Origin of the sequence: Dorea hominis (assembly GCF_014287705.1) — a bacterium.
In the GTDB taxonomy this organism is placed as follows: Bacteria; Bacillota; Clostridia; order Lachnospirales; family Lachnospiraceae; genus Dorea_D; species Dorea_D hominis.
The window spans coordinates 36,592-58,799 of record NZ_JACOOY010000006.1; the positions used below are offsets into that span (position 1 = coordinate 36,592).

The 22,208-nt window shown below is 40.7% G+C and carries 13 protein-coding genes; 11 read left to right on the forward strand and 2 right to left on the reverse strand.

What is annotated here, in order from left to right; all coding sequences use genetic code 11:
- Window positions 1-34 precede the first annotated feature (34 nt).
- The 11 genes from H8S07_RS06020 (at window position 35) to H8S07_RS06070 (ending at window position 19,755) form a co-directional block, all read left to right on the forward strand.
- Window positions 35-961, forward strand: a complete 927-nt coding sequence (locus H8S07_RS06020; RefSeq protein WP_118288267.1) for a site-specific integrase — start codon at window positions 35-37, stop codon at window positions 959-961.
- A gap of 99 nt (window positions 962-1,060) precedes the next feature.
- Window positions 1,061-1,555 (forward strand): hypothetical protein, encoded by a 495-nt coding sequence (locus H8S07_RS06025; RefSeq protein WP_243059847.1) that lies wholly within the window; start codon window positions 1,061-1,063, stop codon window positions 1,553-1,555.
- Between the two features lie 35 nt (window positions 1,556-1,590).
- Window positions 1,591-2,583 (forward strand): helix-turn-helix transcriptional regulator, encoded by a 993-nt coding sequence (locus tag H8S07_RS06030; protein WP_186855656.1) that lies wholly within the window; start codon window positions 1,591-1,593, stop codon window positions 2,581-2,583.
- Window positions 2,561-3,205: a GDSL-type esterase/lipase family protein gene (locus tag H8S07_RS06035; protein WP_186855657.1), complete on the forward strand. Its 645-nt coding sequence runs from the start codon at window positions 2,561-2,563 to the stop codon at window positions 3,203-3,205. Before H8S07_RS06030 ends, H8S07_RS06035 begins: the two co-directional genes overlap by 23 nt.
- A gap of 85 nt (window positions 3,206-3,290) precedes the next feature.
- A complete protein-coding gene (locus H8S07_RS06040; protein ID WP_186855658.1) occupies window positions 3,291-3,842 on the forward strand; it encodes an Ig-like domain-containing protein in 552 nt (183 codons plus the stop codon).
- A 204-nt stretch (window positions 3,843-4,046) separates the two neighbouring features.
- Complete coding sequence (locus tag H8S07_RS06045) at window positions 4,047-4,202, forward strand: hypothetical protein (protein WP_186855659.1); 156 nt, start codon at window positions 4,047-4,049, stop codon at window positions 4,200-4,202.
- A gap of 301 nt (window positions 4,203-4,503) precedes the next feature.
- Entirely contained in the window at window positions 4,504-5,157 is a 654-nt protein-coding gene (locus H8S07_RS06050; protein ID WP_186855660.1) for a hypothetical protein, read from the forward strand.
- Between the two features lie 204 nt (window positions 5,158-5,361).
- A complete protein-coding gene (locus H8S07_RS06055) occupies window positions 5,362-17,475 on the forward strand; it encodes an MBG domain-containing protein (protein WP_186855661.1) in 12,114 nt (4,037 codons plus the stop codon).
- Window positions 17,476-17,505: 30 nt separating this feature from the next.
- Window positions 17,506-17,766: a hypothetical protein gene (locus tag H8S07_RS06060; RefSeq protein WP_021860260.1), complete on the forward strand. Its 261-nt coding sequence runs from the start codon at window positions 17,506-17,508 to the stop codon at window positions 17,764-17,766.
- A 15-nt stretch (window positions 17,767-17,781) separates the two neighbouring features.
- Entirely contained in the window at window positions 17,782-18,003 is a 222-nt protein-coding gene (locus H8S07_RS06065) for a hypothetical protein (protein WP_021860261.1), read from the forward strand.
- A gap of 567 nt (window positions 18,004-18,570) precedes the next feature.
- Entirely contained in the window at window positions 18,571-19,755 is a 1,185-nt protein-coding gene (locus H8S07_RS06070; protein WP_186855662.1) for an iron-containing alcohol dehydrogenase, read from the forward strand.
- Between the two features lie 145 nt (window positions 19,756-19,900).
- Here the strand turns inward: H8S07_RS06070 and H8S07_RS06075 are convergent, their stop codons facing one another.
- Entirely contained in the window at window positions 19,901-21,067 is a 1,167-nt protein-coding gene (locus tag H8S07_RS06075) for an iron-containing alcohol dehydrogenase (RefSeq protein ID WP_186855663.1), read from the reverse strand.
- Window positions 21,068-21,108: 41 nt separating this feature from the next.
- A complete protein-coding gene (locus H8S07_RS06080) occupies window positions 21,109-21,879 on the reverse strand; it encodes a DeoR/GlpR family DNA-binding transcription regulator (protein ID WP_186855664.1) in 771 nt (256 codons plus the stop codon).
- Window positions 21,880-22,208 lie beyond the last annotated feature (329 nt).

Sequence of the window (22,208 nt, forward strand, 5' to 3'; positions counted from 1 at the left end):
TCAGCGTGAGTTATTTCGGGAAAGGAAAAGGCTTATGATAAATGATATGAACAGGACATTGCTTTTCAGTGAATATTTTCAGCAATGGATTGATATTTACAAGAAAGGCGCAATCCGGGAAGCGACTATGGCAAAATACCGTATGACACAGAGATGGGTAGAGAAGCTTATGCCGGAGTTAAAAGTTGCGGAGCTGAACAGAACAGCATATCAGCAATTATTGAATGCATACGCAAAAGAACACGAGCGCCAGACAACATTGGATTTTCACCATCAGTTAAAGGGAGCGATTTTAGATGCGGTTGACGATGGTCTGATTGAAAGAGATCCAACCAGAAAAGCAATCATTAAGGGGAAAACGCCGAGAGTCAAAAAGATTAAATATTTAAGTCAATTCGAGTTACATACTTTGATTTCTGATCTGGATCTCAAAGAAGAACCGAATTGGGACTGGTTTATTTTACTGGTCGCGAAAACAGGAATGCGTTTTTCAGAAGCACTTGCGATTACGCCGGGAGATTTTGATTTTGCAAGACAGACATTATCTATCAGTAAAACATGGGACTACAAGGGCGAAGGTGGTTTCCTGCCAACAAAGAATAAATCTTCGGTTAGAAAAATCCAGATTGACTGGCAGATTGTTGTAAAATTTTCAGAGTTGATTAAAGGACTGCCGGAAGATCAGCCAATCTTTGTAGGTGAATCGAAAATATATAATTCTACAGTGAATGATGCATTAACCAGACATTGCAGAGAATGCGGGATATCGGAGATTTCGATTCATGGCTTAAGACACACCCATGCCTCGCTATTGCTATTTGCAGGTGTTTCAATAGCGAGTGTTGCTCGAAGACTTGGACATGCCAGCATGACAACAACACAGAAAACGTATTTACACATTATTCAGGAACTTGAAAACAAAGATGTAGATCTGGTAATGCGAACATTATCTGGATTGTAAAAATTAAAGTAGAAATACTTACGCTGATTTTATGGAACGTTCTTGAAAGAGGAAGAACCGGAGTATAACCAGAAGGAGCCGAAAGAGCATTATAGGGAAATGATACGAAAAGATATGATTGAGATAACAGGTCCATTTTATGCGGATGAAAGTGAAGAAGATAAGAAATTGTTTTATATATGTGCACTAATCGATTATATTGCGAGAAAAACAAAGAATAAAAGAAGTGTGATCGTGGATGTTTTAGGGCAGGAACGAATTGGAAGAGCCGGAGAGTTAGCTGATTTTTATGGCAACAGTAATTTGGAAGAAGTATGCAGAGTGTTAATGAAAGAATCCCAGATTGAGCCGGGCGATTTTGATAATGTCGGAGCGTGTCAATATGATATTCCGTCACACTGGGATATTGGAAGAGTGTATAAGAGATTGATTAAACAGGTAGTGAAAGTAAAAAATGTAGATGAAGTGGATGCAATTTTTGAGGTGTATCATTCATTTATCAGTGATAAAATAGATGATTATAACAGTATCGTTTATTGTGAAAATCCGGATTATATTTTTGAGGCTTTTATGACTGATAAGTTGCCGGATTAAATCATTTTCACATAAGAATCAAAGGAGAGAACGCAATGCCAAAAGGAACGAATCAGAAATTCAAACTCTATCGTCTGGCGCAGATCATGCTGGAGCGGACAGACGAAGAGCATTATATTACAATGCCGGAGATCATGGAGGCACTGAAAGAATACGATATCACTGCGGAGCGTAAGAGCATTTATGCGGATCTCAGGGATCTGGAGACATTTGGGATCGATGTGGAGGGAGAACAGGTCGGAAACCGTTATCACTATCATGTGGTGAACCGCCCATTTGAGATGCCGGAGCTGAAGCTTCTGGTGGATGCGATTCAGTCTTCCAAGTTCATTACCGCAAGAAAGACGAATGATCTGATTCGCAAACTGGAGACGTTTGTCAGCAGATACGATGCCATGAAATTGCAGAGGCAGGTATATGTCTCCGGACGGATCAAGACGATGAATGAGAGTATCTATTATACCGTAGACGAGATCCACAATGCGATTTCCGAAAATAAAAAGATCTGTTTTCAATATTTCCAGTGGAATATGAAGAAGGAAATGGAACTGCGCCATGGTGGAGCATATTATCGTATCAGTCCGTGGGGTCTGTCTTGGGATGATGAAAACTATTATCTGGTTGGTTATGATTCAGATGCGCAGATGATCAAGCATTACCGGGTGGATAAGATGCTGAATCTTCGGATGATAGATGAGCGTCGGGAGGGCAGAGATCACTTTAAGAAGCTGGACATGGCAGATTATGCGAAGAAGAGTTTCGGGATGTACGGTGGAAAAGAGCAGGATGTGAAAATGCTGGTGGAAAATCATCTGGCGGGCGTTATGATTGACCGCTTTGGCAAGGATATTATGATGGTGCCGGTGGATAAGGAGCATTTCTCTGTGAAAGTACAGGTGCATGTCAGCAGGCAGTTCCTTGGCTGGGTGATCTCGCTTGGCGAGGGTATTAAGATCATCGGACCGGATGAAGTGGCAGGACAGATGAAGCAGGAGATTAAGAGGCTTGTGGAGCAGTATGGAGAGTAAGATGGCAGGAACGATCATTTGTTACGGGGATTCGAACACTTTCGGGTATGATTCCCGCATGGGTACAGAAGGAAGATTCCCGAAAGAGATAAGATGGACGGGAATTCTGGATGACAGAACAGAATACAAAGTGAAAAATCATGGAATCTGCGGAAGATGTATTCCGGAGATGACAGGACAGATGGATTTTATTTGCAAACAGATCAAATCCTGGGCAAAAAAAGCTGCACCGATATGGTTGTTTCTTATGCTCGGGACGAATGACATCCTGAATGCGGCAGAACCATCGGCAGAAAAGACCGCAGAGAAAATGAAGCATTTTCTGGAAAGATTACAGGAAACGCCGGAAGTAAGTGAGGGCAAGATAGAATTATGTCTGCTTGTCCCGCCGATGATGAAGCGTGGCTCGTGGGTTTCGGATGACCGGATTGTGACAGAATCACGGAAGATTGGCGAATTGTACGGGGCATTAGCAGAGCAGCTTGGCATTAAATGCATAAATTGCGGTAAATGGGAGCTGTCGCTTCTATATGACGGTGTGCATTTGTCTGAGGAAGGACATGCGGAATTCGCGGAAAAGCTGATATCGGAGCCGGAGGCTTTTGAATTGGAAATTATATAATAGATGTATGCAGTAAAGAAAATAATGAAATTAATAGAAGGGACAGTTCATAATAAAAGGTTATCTATAAATACATTGCAGTAGGATGGAGGTAACGAAAGAGCAGGACGGAAATCTGTTTTATATCAATCCGCTATATTCTTTCAGCATGAAGAAAGGGACGTCCAGAAGCATTTCTTACAGTATATATAACGGCTTTGTAAATGTGCCGCTTGTTGCAGGCGGAATGAAATATACGGTATATACACCGTCCGTATGTAAAGTGTCAGCGTCCGGAAAAGTAACCGGATTGAAAGCAGGTAAGACAAAGATTAAAGTAGCGCCGCAAGCTGCGCCGTCTCTTGCAAAGACATTTACAGTAACGGTCAAAGGATCTTCTCTTGCAAAAGTAAGCTGGGGAAAATGCAGACGTTCTTCCAAAACAGTTCTGCTGCAGTGGAAGAAAGTGAAAGGCGCAACTGCTTATGAAATTTATCGTTACAAGAATAAAAAATGGGTGAAAGTAACAACGGCAGGCAAGACATCTTACAAGTATAAAAATGCGCCGAAGAATGGTTCTTACAAAGTACGTGCATTAAAGAAATCGGGAAATAAGAAAATATACGGTTCGTTTTCAGCAGTGAAAAAGATCAGATAAGAATCAGATAAGAGAGACAAAAAAATAAAAGCGAGGTATAAAGTCTAAGCTATTCAAATAGATTTTATACCCCGCTTTTTCTATGTTCAGCTAAAAGTATCATTCAGAGGATAAAAAAACACATTTGGGAGACATTATAAATTAGAAAAACGATTGAAAACGAGCATATTTTACCAAAATAAGGAACAAAGGAGAGAATGAAAAATGGTGGATGTAACAAATTTTGCACAGATGTTATTACCTTTTGTATTACTGGTGCAGGGAATATGTTTTCTGATAAACGGAATAGCGGAAGAGAAAAAGTGTGCCCAGAATAAAGAAAAGGAAGTGGAAAAGAAGAAAGAAAAAATTAACGTATAATAAAAGTGTTTCCGCGAGAATAAAGAGTCCCGGATTTAATTCTGGGCTCTTTAATATTAGGTGATAAAAATGCAATAAGGCAGAAGATGACAATTTTTAGTGAAAGGAAGTGAAAGGAATAGAATAAAAATGTCTTTTAATTAGTAATAATGCTTTTTGACCTATTAATCATTATATTATATTAAGAAAAAATGAAAAAAATAATAAAAAAATGACCCTTTTTGACGGGAACCAATGTCTTAATAAGTATACAGGGACATTTTATGTAGACTTATAGATAAAGAAGTAAGGAGGAACATGTATGAAGAAGACAAGACGCTGGTTGGCGATGCTTCTCGCTGTAGTTTTAGTCAGTTCGAATGTAATCTATCAGCTTGGCACCAATATGAGTGCAAGTGAATCGGACAGTACAACGGAAGCACAGCAACAGGACGATTCTGCTGAGGAGAAAGTACAGCAGGAGGCGGCTTCGAATGCACACAAAAAAGACTCAGGAGAAGCCAAAGTTCAGGAGGTGAATACGGAGGAAGATAAGAATGCTTCGGACACTTCCAAGAAGACTCAGGTTACAGAAAAGACTGAGAAAAAGCAGGAGCAGACAGCAAAGAAAGCTGACACTGCAAAGAAAGCAGATGCAAGCTCCGGCGATACAAAGAAAGATTCCGAGGAGAAAGCTTATAAAGCTACAATCCAGAAATCAAAACTGGATGGCGGCGATATTAAAGCATGGGGCTCTGACGGAAAGAAAGAGACTGTTGCTTACACAGACAGCAAATATATGAAAGAAGTAAAAGAAGGCGACTCTTTTAATTTTGAGATCACTGTAAAGAATTCTTTCAAGCTGGACAAAGTAACAGACCAGAATAATAATACGATCCAGCCGAAGAAGGTGGATGGAAATGTTTATACATACAAAATTGCTGATGTAAAATCAGATAAGACATTTCATGTATGATATAAGGAAGAAACTAATTCAAAGAAAAATGATTCTGACAACGCAAAGTCCGATAACAAGAAGGACGACGCAGACGCATCTGATGATGGGGAGTCAGACTCGAAAGCGAACGAGGATAAGAACGTATCTGCAGCATCTGAAAAAGGTAAGATCGCGACAGTAGCGGATACAGATACTGAAAAGACGATTTATGTTGGCAATTCAGTGACACTGGATACAAAACTTGAATCTATGTGGCCAACTACATATACTCACAAATGGAGTGTGAATCCTACTGGAATTGTATCGTTAGATAGTTATAATAGTTCAAAAGTTGTTGTAACTGGAGTAAAAGTGGGAGATGTAACCGTAACAGATAATTACACAAAATCTACTTGGGCAGGGGAATCAAAAGATTCGAAATCCTATACGGTTCATGTTCGTTCAGCCGTATCACCAACTGGTATCTCAATCACTGGAGCAGACAAAGTTACACAGTTTAAGACTACACAGCTTAAAGCTAATCTCACACCTGCAGATGCATCCGGAAATGTAACTTGGACTTCATCAAATGAGCAGATCTTATCTGTTAATGATAATGGATTAGTTACAGCGAAACGTCAGGGATCTGCAACTGTTACTGCAAGTGTACAGGGAACAGCTAAGGCAACATTATCTGCAACAAAGACCATTGAAGTTGTGAAGAATGAAAGCCCTACAAATAAAAGAGAAGCTTTGGTTTATTATTTGAAAGATCCTACCAAAGATGCAAATTCAAATGCAACAACCGAATGGGGACCAAACCCTATCGGAACAGCTGTTGTTAATGTAGAGGGTGCTACATGGACAGGTGGGAAAAACTGTTTTGATAATGTTGACCAGCGTGTAGTATCATGGCCTACAACCTTAAATGGTAATGTAATTCCAAGAAGTAATGATGCATGGCAACTTATATTTGATGCATATAAGACTAAAATCGAGAGGGAACTGGGAGTAACTATTACAGAAGATGACGTAGAAGAAATCTCACTTGTTCCGGCAAAGATTTCAAAAGATAATGGAACAACCCCAGATATGCATTTGGATTGTAATGTCAACATTAAATGTAAAAAAGTAGCATTGATTAAATATTATCTTTTTGATGCGAACGGAACTAACTGGGAAATGTTAGGTTCTAAGAACTATTTGGTTAAAGATTCATCAACAACAAAACCATCGGATGTCACAAATAGAAGTTTCCCGACAACTAAGACAGTTAATGGCGTAACTTACACATTCTCTGGATGGTATACAGATCAGAGTTTAACAACTCCTGCACCAAGCTTCCCAACTCAAGTTACAGGTGCTGCTAATTACTATGCGAAGTATGTTGCCGGATATCAGGTTATGTACAATCTGGCCGGTGGTAAATTTAGCGATGGTTCAACTACCGCAACAGAAAAACATAATGTAGATACAGATGTAGTTGTAAAAGAGCAGCCTACACGTGCAGGTTACAAATTCAAAGGCTGGAAAGTTGAAGGACTGAGTGGTACTACTACTATTAATAGTGGTGATACCTTTACAATGCCGAATGGAAATGTAACGCTTACAGCACAGTGGGAAAAGAAAGATATTAAAGATTACGTTACATTAAATACAAAGGATGTAACAGAAGTATATAATGGTCAATCTCATGCAGCCGGAGAAGCAACAGCTGTTGCTAAGAAGGGAAAAGAGAATGAGGTTGGAACTCTTACAGTTGAATATCAGAAAGCAGACAAAAGCTGGACAACAAACCGTGAAGAAATTACTGCAAAAGATGTATCTGATAGCAAGACAGTTAATGTTCGCGTAACAAGCAATGATTTGGTTGGCGAATTAACTGGAACAGAGAAGCTGACAATTACAAAGAAAGCTGTAAAATTAACATCAGCATCAGATAGTAAGACGTATGATGGAACACCATTAACAAATAATAAGGTAACAGCAGAAGGTTTTGTTGAAGGCGAAGGTGTTACTACTCATGTAAATGGTTCTCAGACAAATGCAGGATCAAGCAAGAATACTTTTGCAAAGCTAGCATATGAAGCAAAGGCTGGAACAGATCTTAACAACTATAAGATCACTACAGAAGAAGGTACTCTTACAGTAAATCCAGTAGAAACTGAAGTAAAAGTTAAGATTACAGGACATCAGAAAGCAGTAACTTATGATGGAACAGAGCATACAGTTACAGGATATGATGTAACAGAAATCAGTAATGAACTTTACACAGCAAATGATTTCACATTCAGCGGAAAAGCAGAAGCAGCCGGAACGGATGCGGCTACTTATCAGATGGGACTTAAACCAGAGCAGTTCAAGAATAAGAGTGCCAACTTTACAAATGTAACATTTGAAGTAGTAGACGGAAGTCTTACAATCAATCCTCGTAACGTGACACTGACATCTGCAACAGACAGTAAAGTTTACGACAAGAAGCCGCTGACAAATGATACGGTTACAGTCGGTGGTGACAAATTTGTTGAAGGCGAGGGTGCGACATATAAAGTAACCGGAAGCCAGACAGATGTCGGAACAAGTGATAATAAATTTAGTTACAAATTAAAAGACGGCACAAAAGCCGGAAACTACAACATCGTTAAGGCAGAAGGTAAATTAACTGTAACAGCAGACGAGAATGAAATCGTTGTTAATATCGTAGGTAATACAAAGACTGAGAAATACAATGGTAAAGAACAGTCCGTAACAGATTACACAGTTGAAAGCATCCAGAGCAATGGAAAAGCTTACAGCAAATATACAGAAGACGATTTCTCGTTCAGTGGAACAGCAGAAGCAAAAGGAAAAGATGCAGGTTCCTATAATATGGGATTAAAAGCATCTGATTTCACAAACACAAATAAGAACTTTACAAAAGTTACATTTGTAGTTACAGATGGTAAACTCACCATTGAGAAACGTAAAGTTACATTGACATCTGCGGATGCATCCAAAGAATATGACGGTACTCCACTTACAAGCAATGAGATTACAGTTGGCGGTGAAGACGGATTTGTTAGTGACGAAGGTGTTACTTATACAGTAACCGGAGCACAGACAGCAGTCGGAAGTAGCGCGAACAGCTTTACTTACATTGCCAATGATAAAACGAACCTTGAAAAGAACTATGAGATTACAAAGACAGAAGGCACATTAACTGTTACAAAGAATAATACACAGGAAGTAACGGTTTACATTACCGGACATACAGGTTCTAAGATGTATAACGGTAGCGAACAGTCCGTAACAGGTTATGATGTAAGAACAAGTACAGGTCTGTATACAACAAATGATTTCACATTCAGCAAAGAATCAGCAAAAGCAAAAGGAACGGATGCCGGCGATTATGCAATGGAGCTGAAAGCATCCGATTTCACAAACACCAGCAAGAACTTCAGCAAAGTGAAATTCGTAGTTAAAGATGGAAATCTCACAATTACGAAGAGAAACGTTACGTTAAAAACTGCGGATGCCGAGAAGGTATATGACGGAACAGCATTAACCAAAGATGGCGTGACAGTTGGCGGCGATGGATTTGTCGAGGGCGAAGGTGCGACATATGATGTAACCGGAACCATTACAAATGTTGGTGAAAAAACAAACGCATTTACTTACACGCTGAAGGATAATACAAAAGCTAAGAACTACAATATCACGGAAACACCTGGTACTTTGAAAGTTACACCGGTAACAGATAAAGTTACAGTAACAATCAAAGAAAATGACAAGAATGCGAAGTATGACGGTAAAGAACACACAGATTCCGGATATACAGTGAAGAGCATCAGTAACAATCTGTACAGCCAAGATGACTTTACATTCAGCGGAACAGCAGAAGTCAAAGGAACGAATGCCGGAACATACGATATGAATGTACAGGCAACAGACTTTACAAATATCAACGACAATTTCTCAAATGTAGAATTTGTTGTGGAAGATGGTCAGTTGATCATCAGCAAGAGAGTTGTTACTTTAACATCAGGATCAGATGAGAAAGTATACGACGGAACACCATTAACAAAAAATAAAGTAACAGTAAGCGGAGACGGATTTGTCGAGGGCGAAGGAGCAGAATATAACGTAACCGGAAGCCAGACAAAAGCCGGAAGCAGTGACAATGAATTTACTTACACACTGAAAGACAACACGAAGAAAGACAACTACAACATTACAGTTGTAAAAGGAACACTTACAGTTACCAAGGATAAGAACGAAGTTGTTGTAACGATCACAGGTCATACGAACAGTGCAAAATATGATGGCAAAGATCACACAGCAGAAGGATATGACGTAAGCATTAATAATAAGAAGTATCACGCATCTGATTTCACATTCAAGGGAACAGATAACGTTACGAAGAAAGATGCCGGAACATATCCGATGGGACTGAAAGAGTCTGACTTTGTAAATAACAGTACAGATTTTGAAAAAGTAACATTTGTAGTTACAGACGGAAGTCTTACGATTGAGAAGAGAACCGTTACTTTAGGATCTGCAACAGCAAGCAAAGTATATGATGGAACAGATCTGACAAGCAAAAACATTACTGTTGGCGGTGACAGATTTGCAGAAGGTGAAGGTGCAACTTATGACGTAACCGGAAGCCAGACAGCAGTCGGAAGCAGCGATAATACATTTGCTTATGAGCTTAACAAGAATACAAAAGCAGGTAACTACACGATTACAACGTCTGTTGGAACACTGACAGTTACACCGCAGAGTATTACACCAGATCCGGATCCGGAAAATCCAGATTCTTACAAAGGCATTACGATCAATGATCCATCCGATCACATTTATGATGGCGAAGCACACAAATGGGCGCCGGAAGTAAAAGACAAAGATGGAAATGTCTTGAAAGAAGGAACCGATTACGAAGTAAGTTATGACAAAGATAACTTTACGGATGTATCAACAATTAAAGTAACAATCAAAGGAAAAGGTAACTACACAGGAACGGTTACAAAAGAGTACAAGATCACACCTAGACCAGTAACACTGACATCAGCAGATGCGAAGAAAGTTTATGACGGTAAAGCATTAACGAAGGAAGAAGTTGTTGCAAGCAGAGGTGAGAACGAAGGATTCGTTGGAAACGACGGAGCAGACTACAATGTAACCGGAACACAGACCGTTGTGGGAACAAGCAAGAACACATTTGGTTATACACTTAAGAGTGGAACACTTGCAAAGAATTATGCGATCACAAAGGTAGAAGGAACTCTGGAAGTAACACCGGTAACAGACAAAGTTACAGTAACTATCCAGGAGAACAGCGGTAAGTTCACTTATGACGGAACAGAGAAGACCGTAAAAGGATATGAAGTAGAAAGCATCAGCAATAAATTGTACTCTGAAAATGATTTCTCATTCAGTGGTAAGGATACAGTGAAGGGAACAGATGCCGGAACTTATGATATGGAACTTACAGCAAAAGATTTTGCTAACAACAATGCAAACTTCAGCAATGTCGAATTTATCATCAAAGACGGCACACTGAAGATCGACAAGAAAGATGTCACCCTGACTTCTGCATCCGCAACAAAGATGTATGACGGTAAGGCACTGACAAAAGATGAAGTAACAGCAGAAGGCTTTGTTGGAAACGACGGAGCAACATACAACGTAACCGGAAGTCAGACAGAAGTAGGTAAGAGTGATAACACATTTACATACGAACTGAAGAAAGGAACAAATCCGGATAACTACAATATTAAGACTGTAAATGGTGAACTTGAAGTAACACCGTCTGATCAGAAAGTTGTAGTTACGATCAAAGAAAACAGTGGAAAAGAGACATACGACGGAACAGAGAAGACCGTAACCGGTTACACTGTTGAAAATATCAGCAGCAAACTTCCGTATGCAGAGAAAGACTTCGAGTTTAACGGCGATGCAACTGTGAAGGGAACAAACGCCGGAACTTATAACATGGAGTTGAAACCGGGAGATTTCAAGAACATTAACAAGAACTTCAGTAATGTATCCTTCGAGATCATCGACGGAACACTGACGATCGACAAACGTGACGTTACACTGACAAGTGCAAGTGACAGCAAAGCATATGACGGAACAGCACTGGAAAATAAAAATGTAACAGCAGAAGGCTTTGTTGGAAATGACGGAGCAACATACAACGTAACCGGAAGCCAGACAGAAGTAGGTTCAAGTGATAACACATTTACATACGAACTGAACAAAGGTACAAGCAAAGACAACTACAACATCAAGACTGTAAACGGTAAACTGACCATAACAGAAAATGCAGATGAAGTAGTCGTAACAATTACAGAGAAGAGTGGCACTGCTAAATACGATGGTAAAGAACATACTGTAAAAGGCTATGATGTAACAAATATCAGCAACAAGCTTTACACAGAGAAAGACTTTACATTCAGCGGAGACGCAACAGTCAAAGGAACAAATGCCGGAACTTACAATATGGAAGTGAAAGCAGGCGACTTCAAGAATACGAATAAGAACTTCAGCAAAGTAAAATTCGTCATTGTAGATGGAACATTAACCATCGAAAAACGTACAGTGATCATGACAAGTGCATCCCAGAATAAAGTATATGATGGTAAAGCACTGACAAACAAAGACGTAACCGAAACAGGTGATGGATTTGTTAAGGGCGAGGGAGCATCCTACGATGTAACCGGAAGCCAGACAAATGTAGGTAAGAGTGACAATGAATTTACTTACAAACTGAACAAAGATACAAGCAAAGATAACTACACGATCGAAACGAACAAAGGTACATTGGAAGTTACACCTGTAACAACAGCCGTAAAAGTTACGATCAAAGAAAATGGTGGCACATTCAAGTACGATGGAGAGAAGAAGACAGTAACTGGTTATACCGTGAAAGCAATCACTAATCCATTGTATACAGAAGATGACTTTACATTCGGTGGAACAGCAAGTGTAGAAGGAACAAATGCCGGAACATACGATATGGAAGTGAAGGCAGCAGACTTCAAGAACATCAGCAAGAACTTTACAAATGTTACATTTGAAGTAGAAGATGACCAGCTGGTAATTGAAAAACGTAAAGTAACATTAACAAGTGCAACCGACAAGAAGGTTTACGATGGAACAGCGCTGAAGAACAATGAAGTTACTGTAACAGGTGACGGATTTGCAGTAAATGAAGGTGCAGCATACGACGTAACCGGAAGCCAGACAAATGTAGGTGAAAGCGACAACGCATTTACTTACGTACTTAACAAAGGCACAGATGCCAAGAACTACGAGATCACCAAGACAGAAGGTAAGCTGACTGTTACACCGGTAACAGACAAAGTAACTGTAGTTGTTAAGGAAAACAGCGATACAGTAAAATATGATGGAACAACCAAATCCGTAATTGGATACACGGTAAAGAGTATCAGCAATCCACTGTATCAGACAAAAGACTTCATATTTAACGGAGATGCAAGTGTAAACGGAACAGATGCCGGAACATACGATATGGAAGTGAAAGCATCCGATTTCGCAAACATCAGCAAGAACTTCACAAATGTAGAGTTCAAAGTAGAAGATGGCACACTGACCATTGAAAAACGTAAAGTAACATTGACAAGTGCAAGCGACGAGAAAGTTTACGATGGCAAAGCACTGACAAATGCTCAGGTAGATGTAGGTGGAGATGGATTTGCAACAGGCGAAGGAGCATCCTATGATGTAACCGGAAGTCAGACAAATGTAGGTTCAAGCGACAACACATTTACATATGAATTGAATTCTGGAACAAACAGTAAGAACTACACAATTACAACAAAAGAAGGAACGTTAAAGGTAACACCTGTAACAGATTCCGTTGTTGTAAAAGTAAAAGAAAACAGTGGCACAGAGAAATACGATGGAACGAAGAAGACCGTCGAAGGTTATACAGTGACAAGCATCAGTAACCCGCTGTATACAGAGAAAGATTTCGAATTTAACGGAACAGCAAAAGTAAGTGGAACAAATGCCGGTGAATACGACATGGAAGTGAAAGCATCTGATTTCGCAAACATCAGCAAGAACTTCACAAATGTTACATTCGAAGTGGAAGACGGAAAACTGATCATCGAAAAGAGAAATGTCACATTAACAAGTGCAAACGACAGCAAGGCATACGACGGAAAAGCACTGAAGAACGATACAGTAACAGTAAGTGAAGATGGATTCGTAAAAGGCGAGGGAGCATCTTATGATGTAACCGGAAGCCAGACAGAAGTCGGCGAGAGCGATAACACATTTACTTACAAGCTTAATAAGGGAACAGACGAGAACAACTACAATATTAAGAAAGTAGAAGGAAAACTCGTTGTAACCGCAAGCAAAGATGAAGTAGTTGTAACAATTACAGAAAACAGTGGAACATTCAAATACGATGGAACAGAGAAATCTGTAAGCGGATATCAGATAACAGACATCAGCAACAAGCTGTATACCGCAAATGACTTCAAGTTCAGCGGAAACGCAAGTGTGAAAGGAACAAAAGCCGGAACTTACGATATGGAAGTGAAAGCATCTGATTTCAAGAACACAAATAAGAACTTCGGCAAAGTCACATTTGTCATCGTAGATGGAACATTAACCATTGAAAAACGTAATGTAACTCTGACAAGTGCTTCTGTAAGCAAGGAGTACGATGGAACTGCACTGACAAGCAAAGATGTAACTGTAACAGGTGACGGATTTGCAGCAGGCGAAGGAGCAGCATACGATGTAACCGGAAGCCAGACAAATGTAGGTAAGAGCGATAATGAGTTTACTTACAAGCTGGACAAGGGAACAGACGCTGACAACTACGTGATCAAGACAGAAAAAGGTACTTTGGAAGTAACACCGGTTACAAGCGAAGTAGTTGTTAAGATCAAAGAAAACAGTGGCACAGAGAAATATGACGGAACAGAGAAATCTGTAAACGGATACAAAGTAACAAGCATCAGCAACAAGCTGTACACAGAAAAAGATTTCGAGTTCAGCGGAGATGCAAGCGTGAAGGGAACAGATGCCGGAACATACGATATGAATGTGAAGGCAGCAGACTTCAAGAATATCAGTAAGAACTTCAGTAAAGTGAAATTCGAAGTAGAAGACGGACAGCTCGCAATCGAGAAACGTAAAGTCACACTGACAAGTGCATCAGACGAGAAGGTTTATGACGGAACAGCACTGAAGAACAATGAAGTAACTGTTGGCGGAGACGGATTCGCGACAGGCGAAGGTGCAGCATATGACGTAACCGGAAGCCGCACAAATGTAGGTGAAAGCGACAATACATTTACTTACAAGCTGAACAAAGGCACAAAAGCCGACAACTACGATATCACAACAAAAGAAGGAACACTGAAAGTAACACCTGTAACAGATAAAGTTACAGTTAAGATCAAAGGTAACAACGATAAGTTCAAATATGACGGAAGCAAGAAGACGGTTGAAGGCTACAAAGTAGTTGATATCAGCAACAAGCTGTACACGGAGAAAGATTTCGAGTTCAGCGGAACAGATAAAGTGAGCGGAACAGATGCAGGCTCTTACGACATGGGTATGACAGCAGGAGATTTCGCAAACATCAGCAAGAATTTTGCAAATGTTGTATTTGAAGTAGAAGATGGACAGCTGGTAATTGAAAAACGTAAAGTAACGATGACCAGTGACTCCGGAAGCAAAGCTTACGATGGTGAAGCACTTACCAAGAAGCATGTAACAGAGAGCGAAGATGGATTCGCGAAGGGCGAAGGAGCAGCATACGATGTAACCGGAAGCCAGTTATATGTAGGTGAGAGTGATAACGAATTTACTTATGAACTGAACAAAGGAACGAAGGCCGATAACTACGACATCACAGTTGTAAAAGGAAAGCTGACCGTAACTGCAAGCAAGGAAGAAGTAGTCGTAACGATCACAGAAAACAGTGGAACATACAAATACGATGGAACAGAAAAATCCGTAACAGGATACAAAGTAACAAGCATCAACAATAAGCTGTACAGCAAAGATGATTTCGAGTTTAGTGGAAATGATAAAGTAAGCGGAACAGATGCAGGATCTTATGATATGAATCTGAAAGCTTCAGATTTCAAGAACACAAATAAGAACTTCGACAATGTGAAATTCGTCATCGTAGATGGAACACTGACCATCGAGAAACGTAAAGTAACAATGACCAGTGAAGATGCTGGCAAGACATATGACGGAACCGCGCTGACAAATAAAACTGTAAATGAAAGCGGAGACGGATTCGCAGAAGGCGAAGGTGCAACATATGATGTAACCGGAACTCAGACAAATGCAGGTTCAAGTGATAACACATTTACCTACAAACTGAACAAGGGAACAAAGGCTGACAACTATATCATCGAGACAAAAGAAGGTAAGCTGACAGTCACACCGGTAACTGCAGAAGTTACAGTAAATATTAAAGAGCACAGCGGTAAGAAACTGTATAACGGCAGCGAACAGAGCGTAAGCGGCTATGATGTAACAAATATCAGCAATGCACTGTACAAAGTAAAAGACTTTGAATTCGGCGGAAATGATACGGTAAGTGGAACAAATGCCGGAAGCTATGAGATGAACATTACACCGGCAGACTTCAAGAACATCAGCAAGAACTTTACAAATGTCAAATTCGTGATCGAAGATGGCAAGCTGGTAATCGAGAAGAGAAATGTCACACTGACATCCGCATCCGATGAAAAAGTTTATGACGGAAAAGCATTGACAAATGATACAGTGAAAGTAAGCGGAGATGGATTTGTACTTGGTGAGGGCGCAACATACAACGTAACCGGAAGCCAGTTAGATGCAGGCGAAAGCGACAACGCATTTACATACAAACTGTTTGACAATACAAGCGCTGATAACTACATCATTAAGACAGAAAAAGGTAAATTAAAAGTTACACCGGTAACAGACGAAGTAGTCGTAACAGTCAAAGGAAACAGCAAAGATGCAACTTACGACGGCGACGAAAAGACAGCAGAAGGTTATAAAGTAACAGACATCAGCAACAGCCTGTACACAGACAATGATTTCACATTTACAGGTGATGCAAGCGTGAAAGCAACAGATGCCGGACAGTACTGGATGGATGTGAAGTCTTCCGACTTTACAAATATCAGTAAGAACTTCACAAATGTCAGATTCGTATTTGAAAATGGTGTGCTGACGATCGGAAAGAGAAATGTGATCCTCACATCTGCATCCGACAGCAAAGCATACGATGGCAAACCTTTAACAAATGATGAGGTAACCGTAGGCAGAGAAGGATTTGCGAAGGGCGAAGGCGCAGCATACGATGTAACCGGAAGCCAGTTAAATGTCGGAACCAGCGACAACACATTTACTTATGAACTGAATGCCAATACAAAGGCTGACAACTACAATATTGAATTAGTAGAAGGAAAGCTTACTGTAACCGCAGATGAAAATGAAGTTGTTGTAACAATCACTGAGAACAGAGGAAACAAGAAGTACGACGGACGTGCACACAGTGTAAGCGGATACAAAGTAACTGATATCAGCAACAAGCTGTACACAGCAGATGACTTCAAGTTTAACGGTGATGCAACAGTGAAGGGAACAGATGCCGGAACATACGACATGGATGTGAAAGCAGATGATTTCGAAAATGTAAATAACAACTTTGCGAAAGTAACATTCGTGATCATTGATGGTAAACTTACAATCGAGAAACGTGATGTAACACTGACAAGTGCGGATGCAAGCAAGGTTTACGATGGAACTGCACTGACAAGCAAGAAAGTAACTGTAAGCGGAGAAGGATTTGCGAAGGGTGAAGGAGCTACATACAATGTAACCGGAACACGGATCAATACCGGAACCGGCAAGAATACATTTACTTACACATTGAAGAATGGAACAAAAGCAGCAAACTACAACATTAAGAAGGTAGAAGGTAAGCTGACAATTACAGCGGCACCGGTAACACCACCGAATACGCAGAATACGCCGGCAAACCCAACACCACAGAACAGAAATGTTGTTCAGAGAGTTGTAACTTCTGTAAGAAACGTACCTTCAAGAATCGCAAGAGCAGTACAGGAAACAGGCGCGAAGGTTCGTGAGTTAGTAAATGCAGGCGATAACAATGTACCACTTGGAAACCAGAAATTGGATGACCATAAGTGTTGTGTACTCCATTTCCTGATTATGTTGTTAACAGCAATCCTGTATGGATTCTTTACACATAACCTGAAGAAACGTCAGAAGAAGTTATTCGAAGTGAGAGAGGAACTTGATACCGAACTTGCAAAGAGAGGACTTCCAACGACGAAAGAGCAGAAGCAACAGTAGAAAATGTAGCAGGAAAAGGAGGTAAAACATATGCGTTATTATGAATTTGTGCATAACTTAGGAATACATTCCTGGGATATACCGGCACTGATCGTTGCAGTTATACTGGTTGTCATGATCCTGGTACATCACCGGAATCAGAAGAAACGATTAAATGACTTTGAGGATGACCTGGATCAGAAGATCCAGGAAATCCGCGAAGAGATGGCAGAAAACCAGCCGGAAATGGCAGCAGGTGAAACTGTACAGGCAGGAGAAGCAGTTCAGGCAAATGGAACTGCCAAAGTATAAAAAGGAGGTAAGCAGATGAGATATATTATCGAACATACAAAGCTCGGCTTTGACTGGCTCGACCTCCTGGCACTGATCATTCTGCTTGTAGTAGTGATCGTGTGGGCGGTAAGACGCCATAATTTAAAAAGCGAACAGAAAGATCTGGAAGATCAGTTGTCTGACTTGTATGCAGATGACTCTCTGGACGCAGAAGAAGCGGATGGAGAGGAAGCTGACAGTTCTGACGCAGATTAGGCAGAGGAAGCTGCTGATGCGAATGCGGAAGATATAGATTAGTCAGAGAGACTGGATCAAAGCAAAATTGCATAGTCAGAGAGGCTGGGTTAAAGCAAAATTGCTCAGATGAGAAGTGATTAAATTATAAGTAAACATGTCTGAGTGAGTAAAGTGAAAAAAGAGGCGTTGTTTTTGTGGCGGGAGATCCGCTGCAGAGCAGCGCTTTTTTTGGATTATAGCATCCGAAGGAAGATGTCAGTAATAATTCGGCAAATTATGGTGATGGAGGTGGCTTGATATCCCTGATAGAGAGTGTTGGAGAAGAGGGGATATAGTGAAATATCCCTAAGCGGCCGGTAAGCCAGAAGGAGATACATGTGAGTATCCCCAAATGTGTATTGGAAAGCAGAAGAAGATAAAAGAAAAATTCTTTGCCTATCTTAGCCTTAGTGAGTTAAAATAACAGTATACAATACTTGCAGAGGGAAACTGCAGATATAGAAGGTAAGCTGAAAAACAAGCAAGAAAGCTTACATAGCTGAAGAAAGAACAGGAAAGAGCTTGCTAAAGAACAGGAGGAGAAAAATGGCTAATAATTTCAATTATTATTCACCGACGGAAGTTGTATTCGGAAAGGGGACACATGCACAGACAGGCGCATACGTGAAGAAATATGGCGGAACAAAGCTTCTGATCGTGTATGGAAGTGACCGGGTGTTGAAAAATGGGGTGATGGATGCGGTTACGGAATCTGTAAAGACAGAAGGAATTACATATGAGCTGCTTGGTGGTGTTGTGCCGAATCCACATTTGTCCAAAGTATATGAAGGAATCGAGCTCGGCAAGAAAATGGAAGCGGATTTTGTACTGGCAGTCGGTGGAGGATCTGTCATCGATACCGTGAAAGCGATTTCCTATGGACTGGCGGAGCCGGAAGAAGATGTGTGGACCTTATTTGCACATACAAGAACGGCAAAGAAATTCTTGCCTGTAGCGTCCGTTTTAACGATTGCGGCAGCAGGAAGCGAGACAAGTAACAGCTGCGTTATTACAAAGGCAGATACGAAGGATAAGAGGGCTTATGACGATGATATCAGTCGCCCGAAGTTTGCAATTATGAATCCAGAGCTTACCATGTCCCTGCCGGACTATCAAACAGAGTGTGGCTGCGCAGATATCATGATGCATACCATGGAGCGCTATTTTACAAATGGCGGAAATATGGAGCTGACAGATGCCATCGCGGAGGGCTTACTGCGCACCGTCATGACATATGCAAAGATCTTGCATACGGACCCGGAAAATTACGAAGCGAGAGCAGAAGTAATGTGGGCCGGTTCACTGGCACATAACAATCTGACCGGTTGTGGCAATGATGGTGGAGATTTTGCAACCCATATGCTGGAACATGAGATGGGCGGAATGTTTGATGTGACACACGGCGCCGGTCTTGCAGCAATCTGGTCAAGCTGGGCAAGATATGTATGCAAAGACGCGCTTCCAAGATTCGAACGCTATGCAAGAAACGTAATGGGCGTGACCGGAGAAGGTACAGACGAAGAGATCGCTGAAAAAGGAATCCAGGCAATGGAATCATTTTACCGTGAGATCAATATGCCGACAAATATGCAAGAACTTGGAATCAAGCCTACAGATGCTCAGATGCGAGAAATGGCAAAAAGATGTGCCGCAGCATGTGGCGGAAGCCAGGGATCTGCAAAAGTATTACATGAGGAAGATATGTACGAAATTTACAAGTTATCCCAATAATGTGGATAACTTCGTGGAAAAACGGGGGATAATCTGTGGAAACCATGTGGAAAATAAAGAGGGGACGGGGCATTTTTAGAAAGTGCCAGGTGCAAATTAAAAAGGGGACGGGGATTTTCTAGAAAATCCCCGTCCCCTTTTTAATTTAAATCGCAAGCTTCAGAATCTCAACAAACTCTTTCACATGCAGCGGTACGTAATGTCCTACCGGAGTGGTGTCATTGTGTGTAGCTCTGTTAGCCATTTCTTCGAAGTGTGCATCGTCGATTTCCATCTCTGTAAGGGAAGTACGAAGATTCAGTGACTGGAAGAATTCTTTTAACTTATCAGCTAAGATGTAAGCAAGTTCTTTTTCGGTGTAGTTGTATGGATCAGCATCGAATACACGAACAGCAAGCTGGGCAAGTTTGTAAGGCTTAACTTCAGCCATGTATTTGCACCATGCTATGAGAATTACTGCCATTCCTTCGCCGTGTGTAATACCATACTGGGCGCTGAGCTCGTGCTCGATTCTGTGTGAACCCCAGTCAGCGGCACGTCCTGTATCCAGAATTCCGTTGTGAGCAACAGATGCAAGCCACTGGATCTCGGCACGGGCATCATAGTTTGCAGGATCTTTCATCAGACGTTTGGCATTGATCATTGCTGCCTGAACAGCACCTTCGATCATGTAGTCAGTTGTATCGGTGTGAGCAACATCAGAGAAATATCTCTCTAACAGGTGGGAGAGGATATCAGCACATCCGCAGGATGTCTGGTATGCCGGAAGTCCCATGGTATATTTTGGGTTCATGATCGCAAATTTCGGAATGATCATGTCATCTTCGAATCCTAATTTCATCAATCCGTTAGAAACGATTGCTGCATTGGATGTCTCAGATCCACTTGCCGGAAGAGTTGTGATAGCGCCAACCGGAACTGCTGTTTCCGGTGTTGCTGATCCATCAAAGAAATCCCATACATCTCCATCGTAAGGAATACCAAGTGCGATGGATTTTGCTGTATCTACAGAACTTCCGCCGCCTGCAGCGAGTACGAAGTCTGTCTTGTGCTCTTTACAAACTTTAACAAGGTCACGGATCAGTTCGATCTTCGGGTTCGGAACAACTTCCCCACATTCCTGGAAATCGATTCCAAGTTTATCACAGGCATCTTTAATAACATCCCAGATGCCAAGTGTTTTGATGAAATCTCCGCTGTAAACAAACATCAGAGAAGTAACTTTATATTCTTTTAAAAGATCGTACATATTATTTTCAGCTCCGTCACCGAAGAAGATGCGGGCCGGGTTTCTATAGTGAAAGTTTAACATTTGTATTGCCTCCTGAGGGTTCTATACCTGATTTATAGTATTTAGCAATAACAAATGGGAATGTTGCATTGTTGCAATTTATCTTCCCATGCATCGGATAGACGTTTATCTGTGATAATCATATCAATATCTTTCAAATCTGTGATCTTATATTCCGCAGTATCTGAAAATTTGGTATGGTCAGCGACCAGATAATGTTTACGTGATTGAGAGATGAAAGCTTTTCTTACCTGGCTTTCGTTCATGTTGTTGTCGAGCAGACCGTGGGTTAAGTCGATGGCTGAGTTGCTGATAAAGCACTTATCTGCAATGTAATAGGATATCGCATCCGTAGTCTGATATCCTGTAAATGAATTGGAACGCTGACGGAATGTTCCGCCAAGTGCAATAAGCTTCAGGGCAGAAGATTGATTGCCAAATAAATTTATAATACGAAGAGAGTTAGTAATAATGGTCATTTTCTGATTCCGTTGTACAAGTTCCTTGGCAAGTGCCAGGCAGGTTGTACTGCAATCTAAAAAAATAGTATCTCCTTCTTTAATAAAGCGATCAATTGCACATGCTGCAAGTCGTTTTTTTTCCTGTGAGAAAAATGTTTCACGTAATTGTACGGGTGCACCTTTGTCATCTGCATCCGGCAGGAATGCTCCACCATGGATACGCTTCAGCTTGTTCTGCGCTTCCATTTCCTTTAAATCCCTTCGGATCGTTTCTTCACTACAATTCAGCTTCTGACTCATTGTGGAGATCAAGATGCTTCCATATGTATGAAGTTCCTCGTCCAGGTGTTTTTGTCTGTCGATCTTTAACATAACTCGTAAATCCTTTCAGTATTGTTATAGGAAAAATATATAATATTATTGAATGCATGAATATAATACCAAAAAAACTCGCATTTTTCAACATTAAAATTGAACAAAATTGGATCTAGTTGTGAAAATGACTATAAAAGTCAAGAAAATACCAAAGAAAGTAAAAAAAATTAACAAAAATAGTGTTGACAAATGTGTATCAATGTTGTAATTTGTTGTTATAGCAAAACAGACGAAGGAGGGTAGACGTAATAAAATGTGATTTTGAGAGGTATTTAGGAAAAATGACATTTTATGTTGAATGCAAGCGCACAACAACATGACACAGT

Excerpts from the sequence above, each read along its gene's own strand:
- H8S07_RS06025 (WP_243059847.1), top strand. The coding sequence starts at position 1,061 with ATGATACGAAAAGATATGATTGAGATAACAGGTCCATTTTATGCGGAT.
- H8S07_RS06060 (WP_021860260.1), top strand. The coding sequence starts at position 17,506 with ATGCGTTATTATGAATTTGTGCATAACTTAGGAATACATTCCTGGGAT.
- H8S07_RS06020 (WP_118288267.1), top strand. The coding sequence starts at position 35 with ATGATAAATGATATGAACAGGACATTGCTTTTCAGTGAATATTTTCAG.
- H8S07_RS06080 (WP_186855664.1), bottom strand. The coding sequence starts at position 21,879 with ATGTTAAAGATCGACAGACAAAAACACCTGGACGAGGAACTTCATACA.
- H8S07_RS06065 (WP_021860261.1), top strand. The coding sequence starts at position 17,782 with ATGAGATATATTATCGAACATACAAAGCTCGGCTTTGACTGGCTCGAC.
- H8S07_RS06030 (WP_186855656.1), top strand. The coding sequence starts at position 1,591 with ATGCCAAAAGGAACGAATCAGAAATTCAAACTCTATCGTCTGGCGCAG.
- H8S07_RS06075 (WP_186855663.1), bottom strand. The coding sequence starts at position 21,067 with ATGTTAAACTTTCACTATAGAAACCCGGCCCGCATCTTCTTCGGTGAC.
- H8S07_RS06070 (WP_186855662.1), top strand. The coding sequence starts at position 18,571 with ATGGCTAATAATTTCAATTATTATTCACCGACGGAAGTTGTATTCGGA.
- H8S07_RS06045 (WP_186855659.1), top strand. The coding sequence starts at position 4,047 with ATGGTGGATGTAACAAATTTTGCACAGATGTTATTACCTTTTGTATTA.
- H8S07_RS06050 (WP_186855660.1), top strand. The coding sequence starts at position 4,504 with ATGAAGAAGACAAGACGCTGGTTGGCGATGCTTCTCGCTGTAGTTTTA.
- H8S07_RS06040 (WP_186855658.1), top strand. The coding sequence starts at position 3,291 with ATGGAGGTAACGAAAGAGCAGGACGGAAATCTGTTTTATATCAATCCG.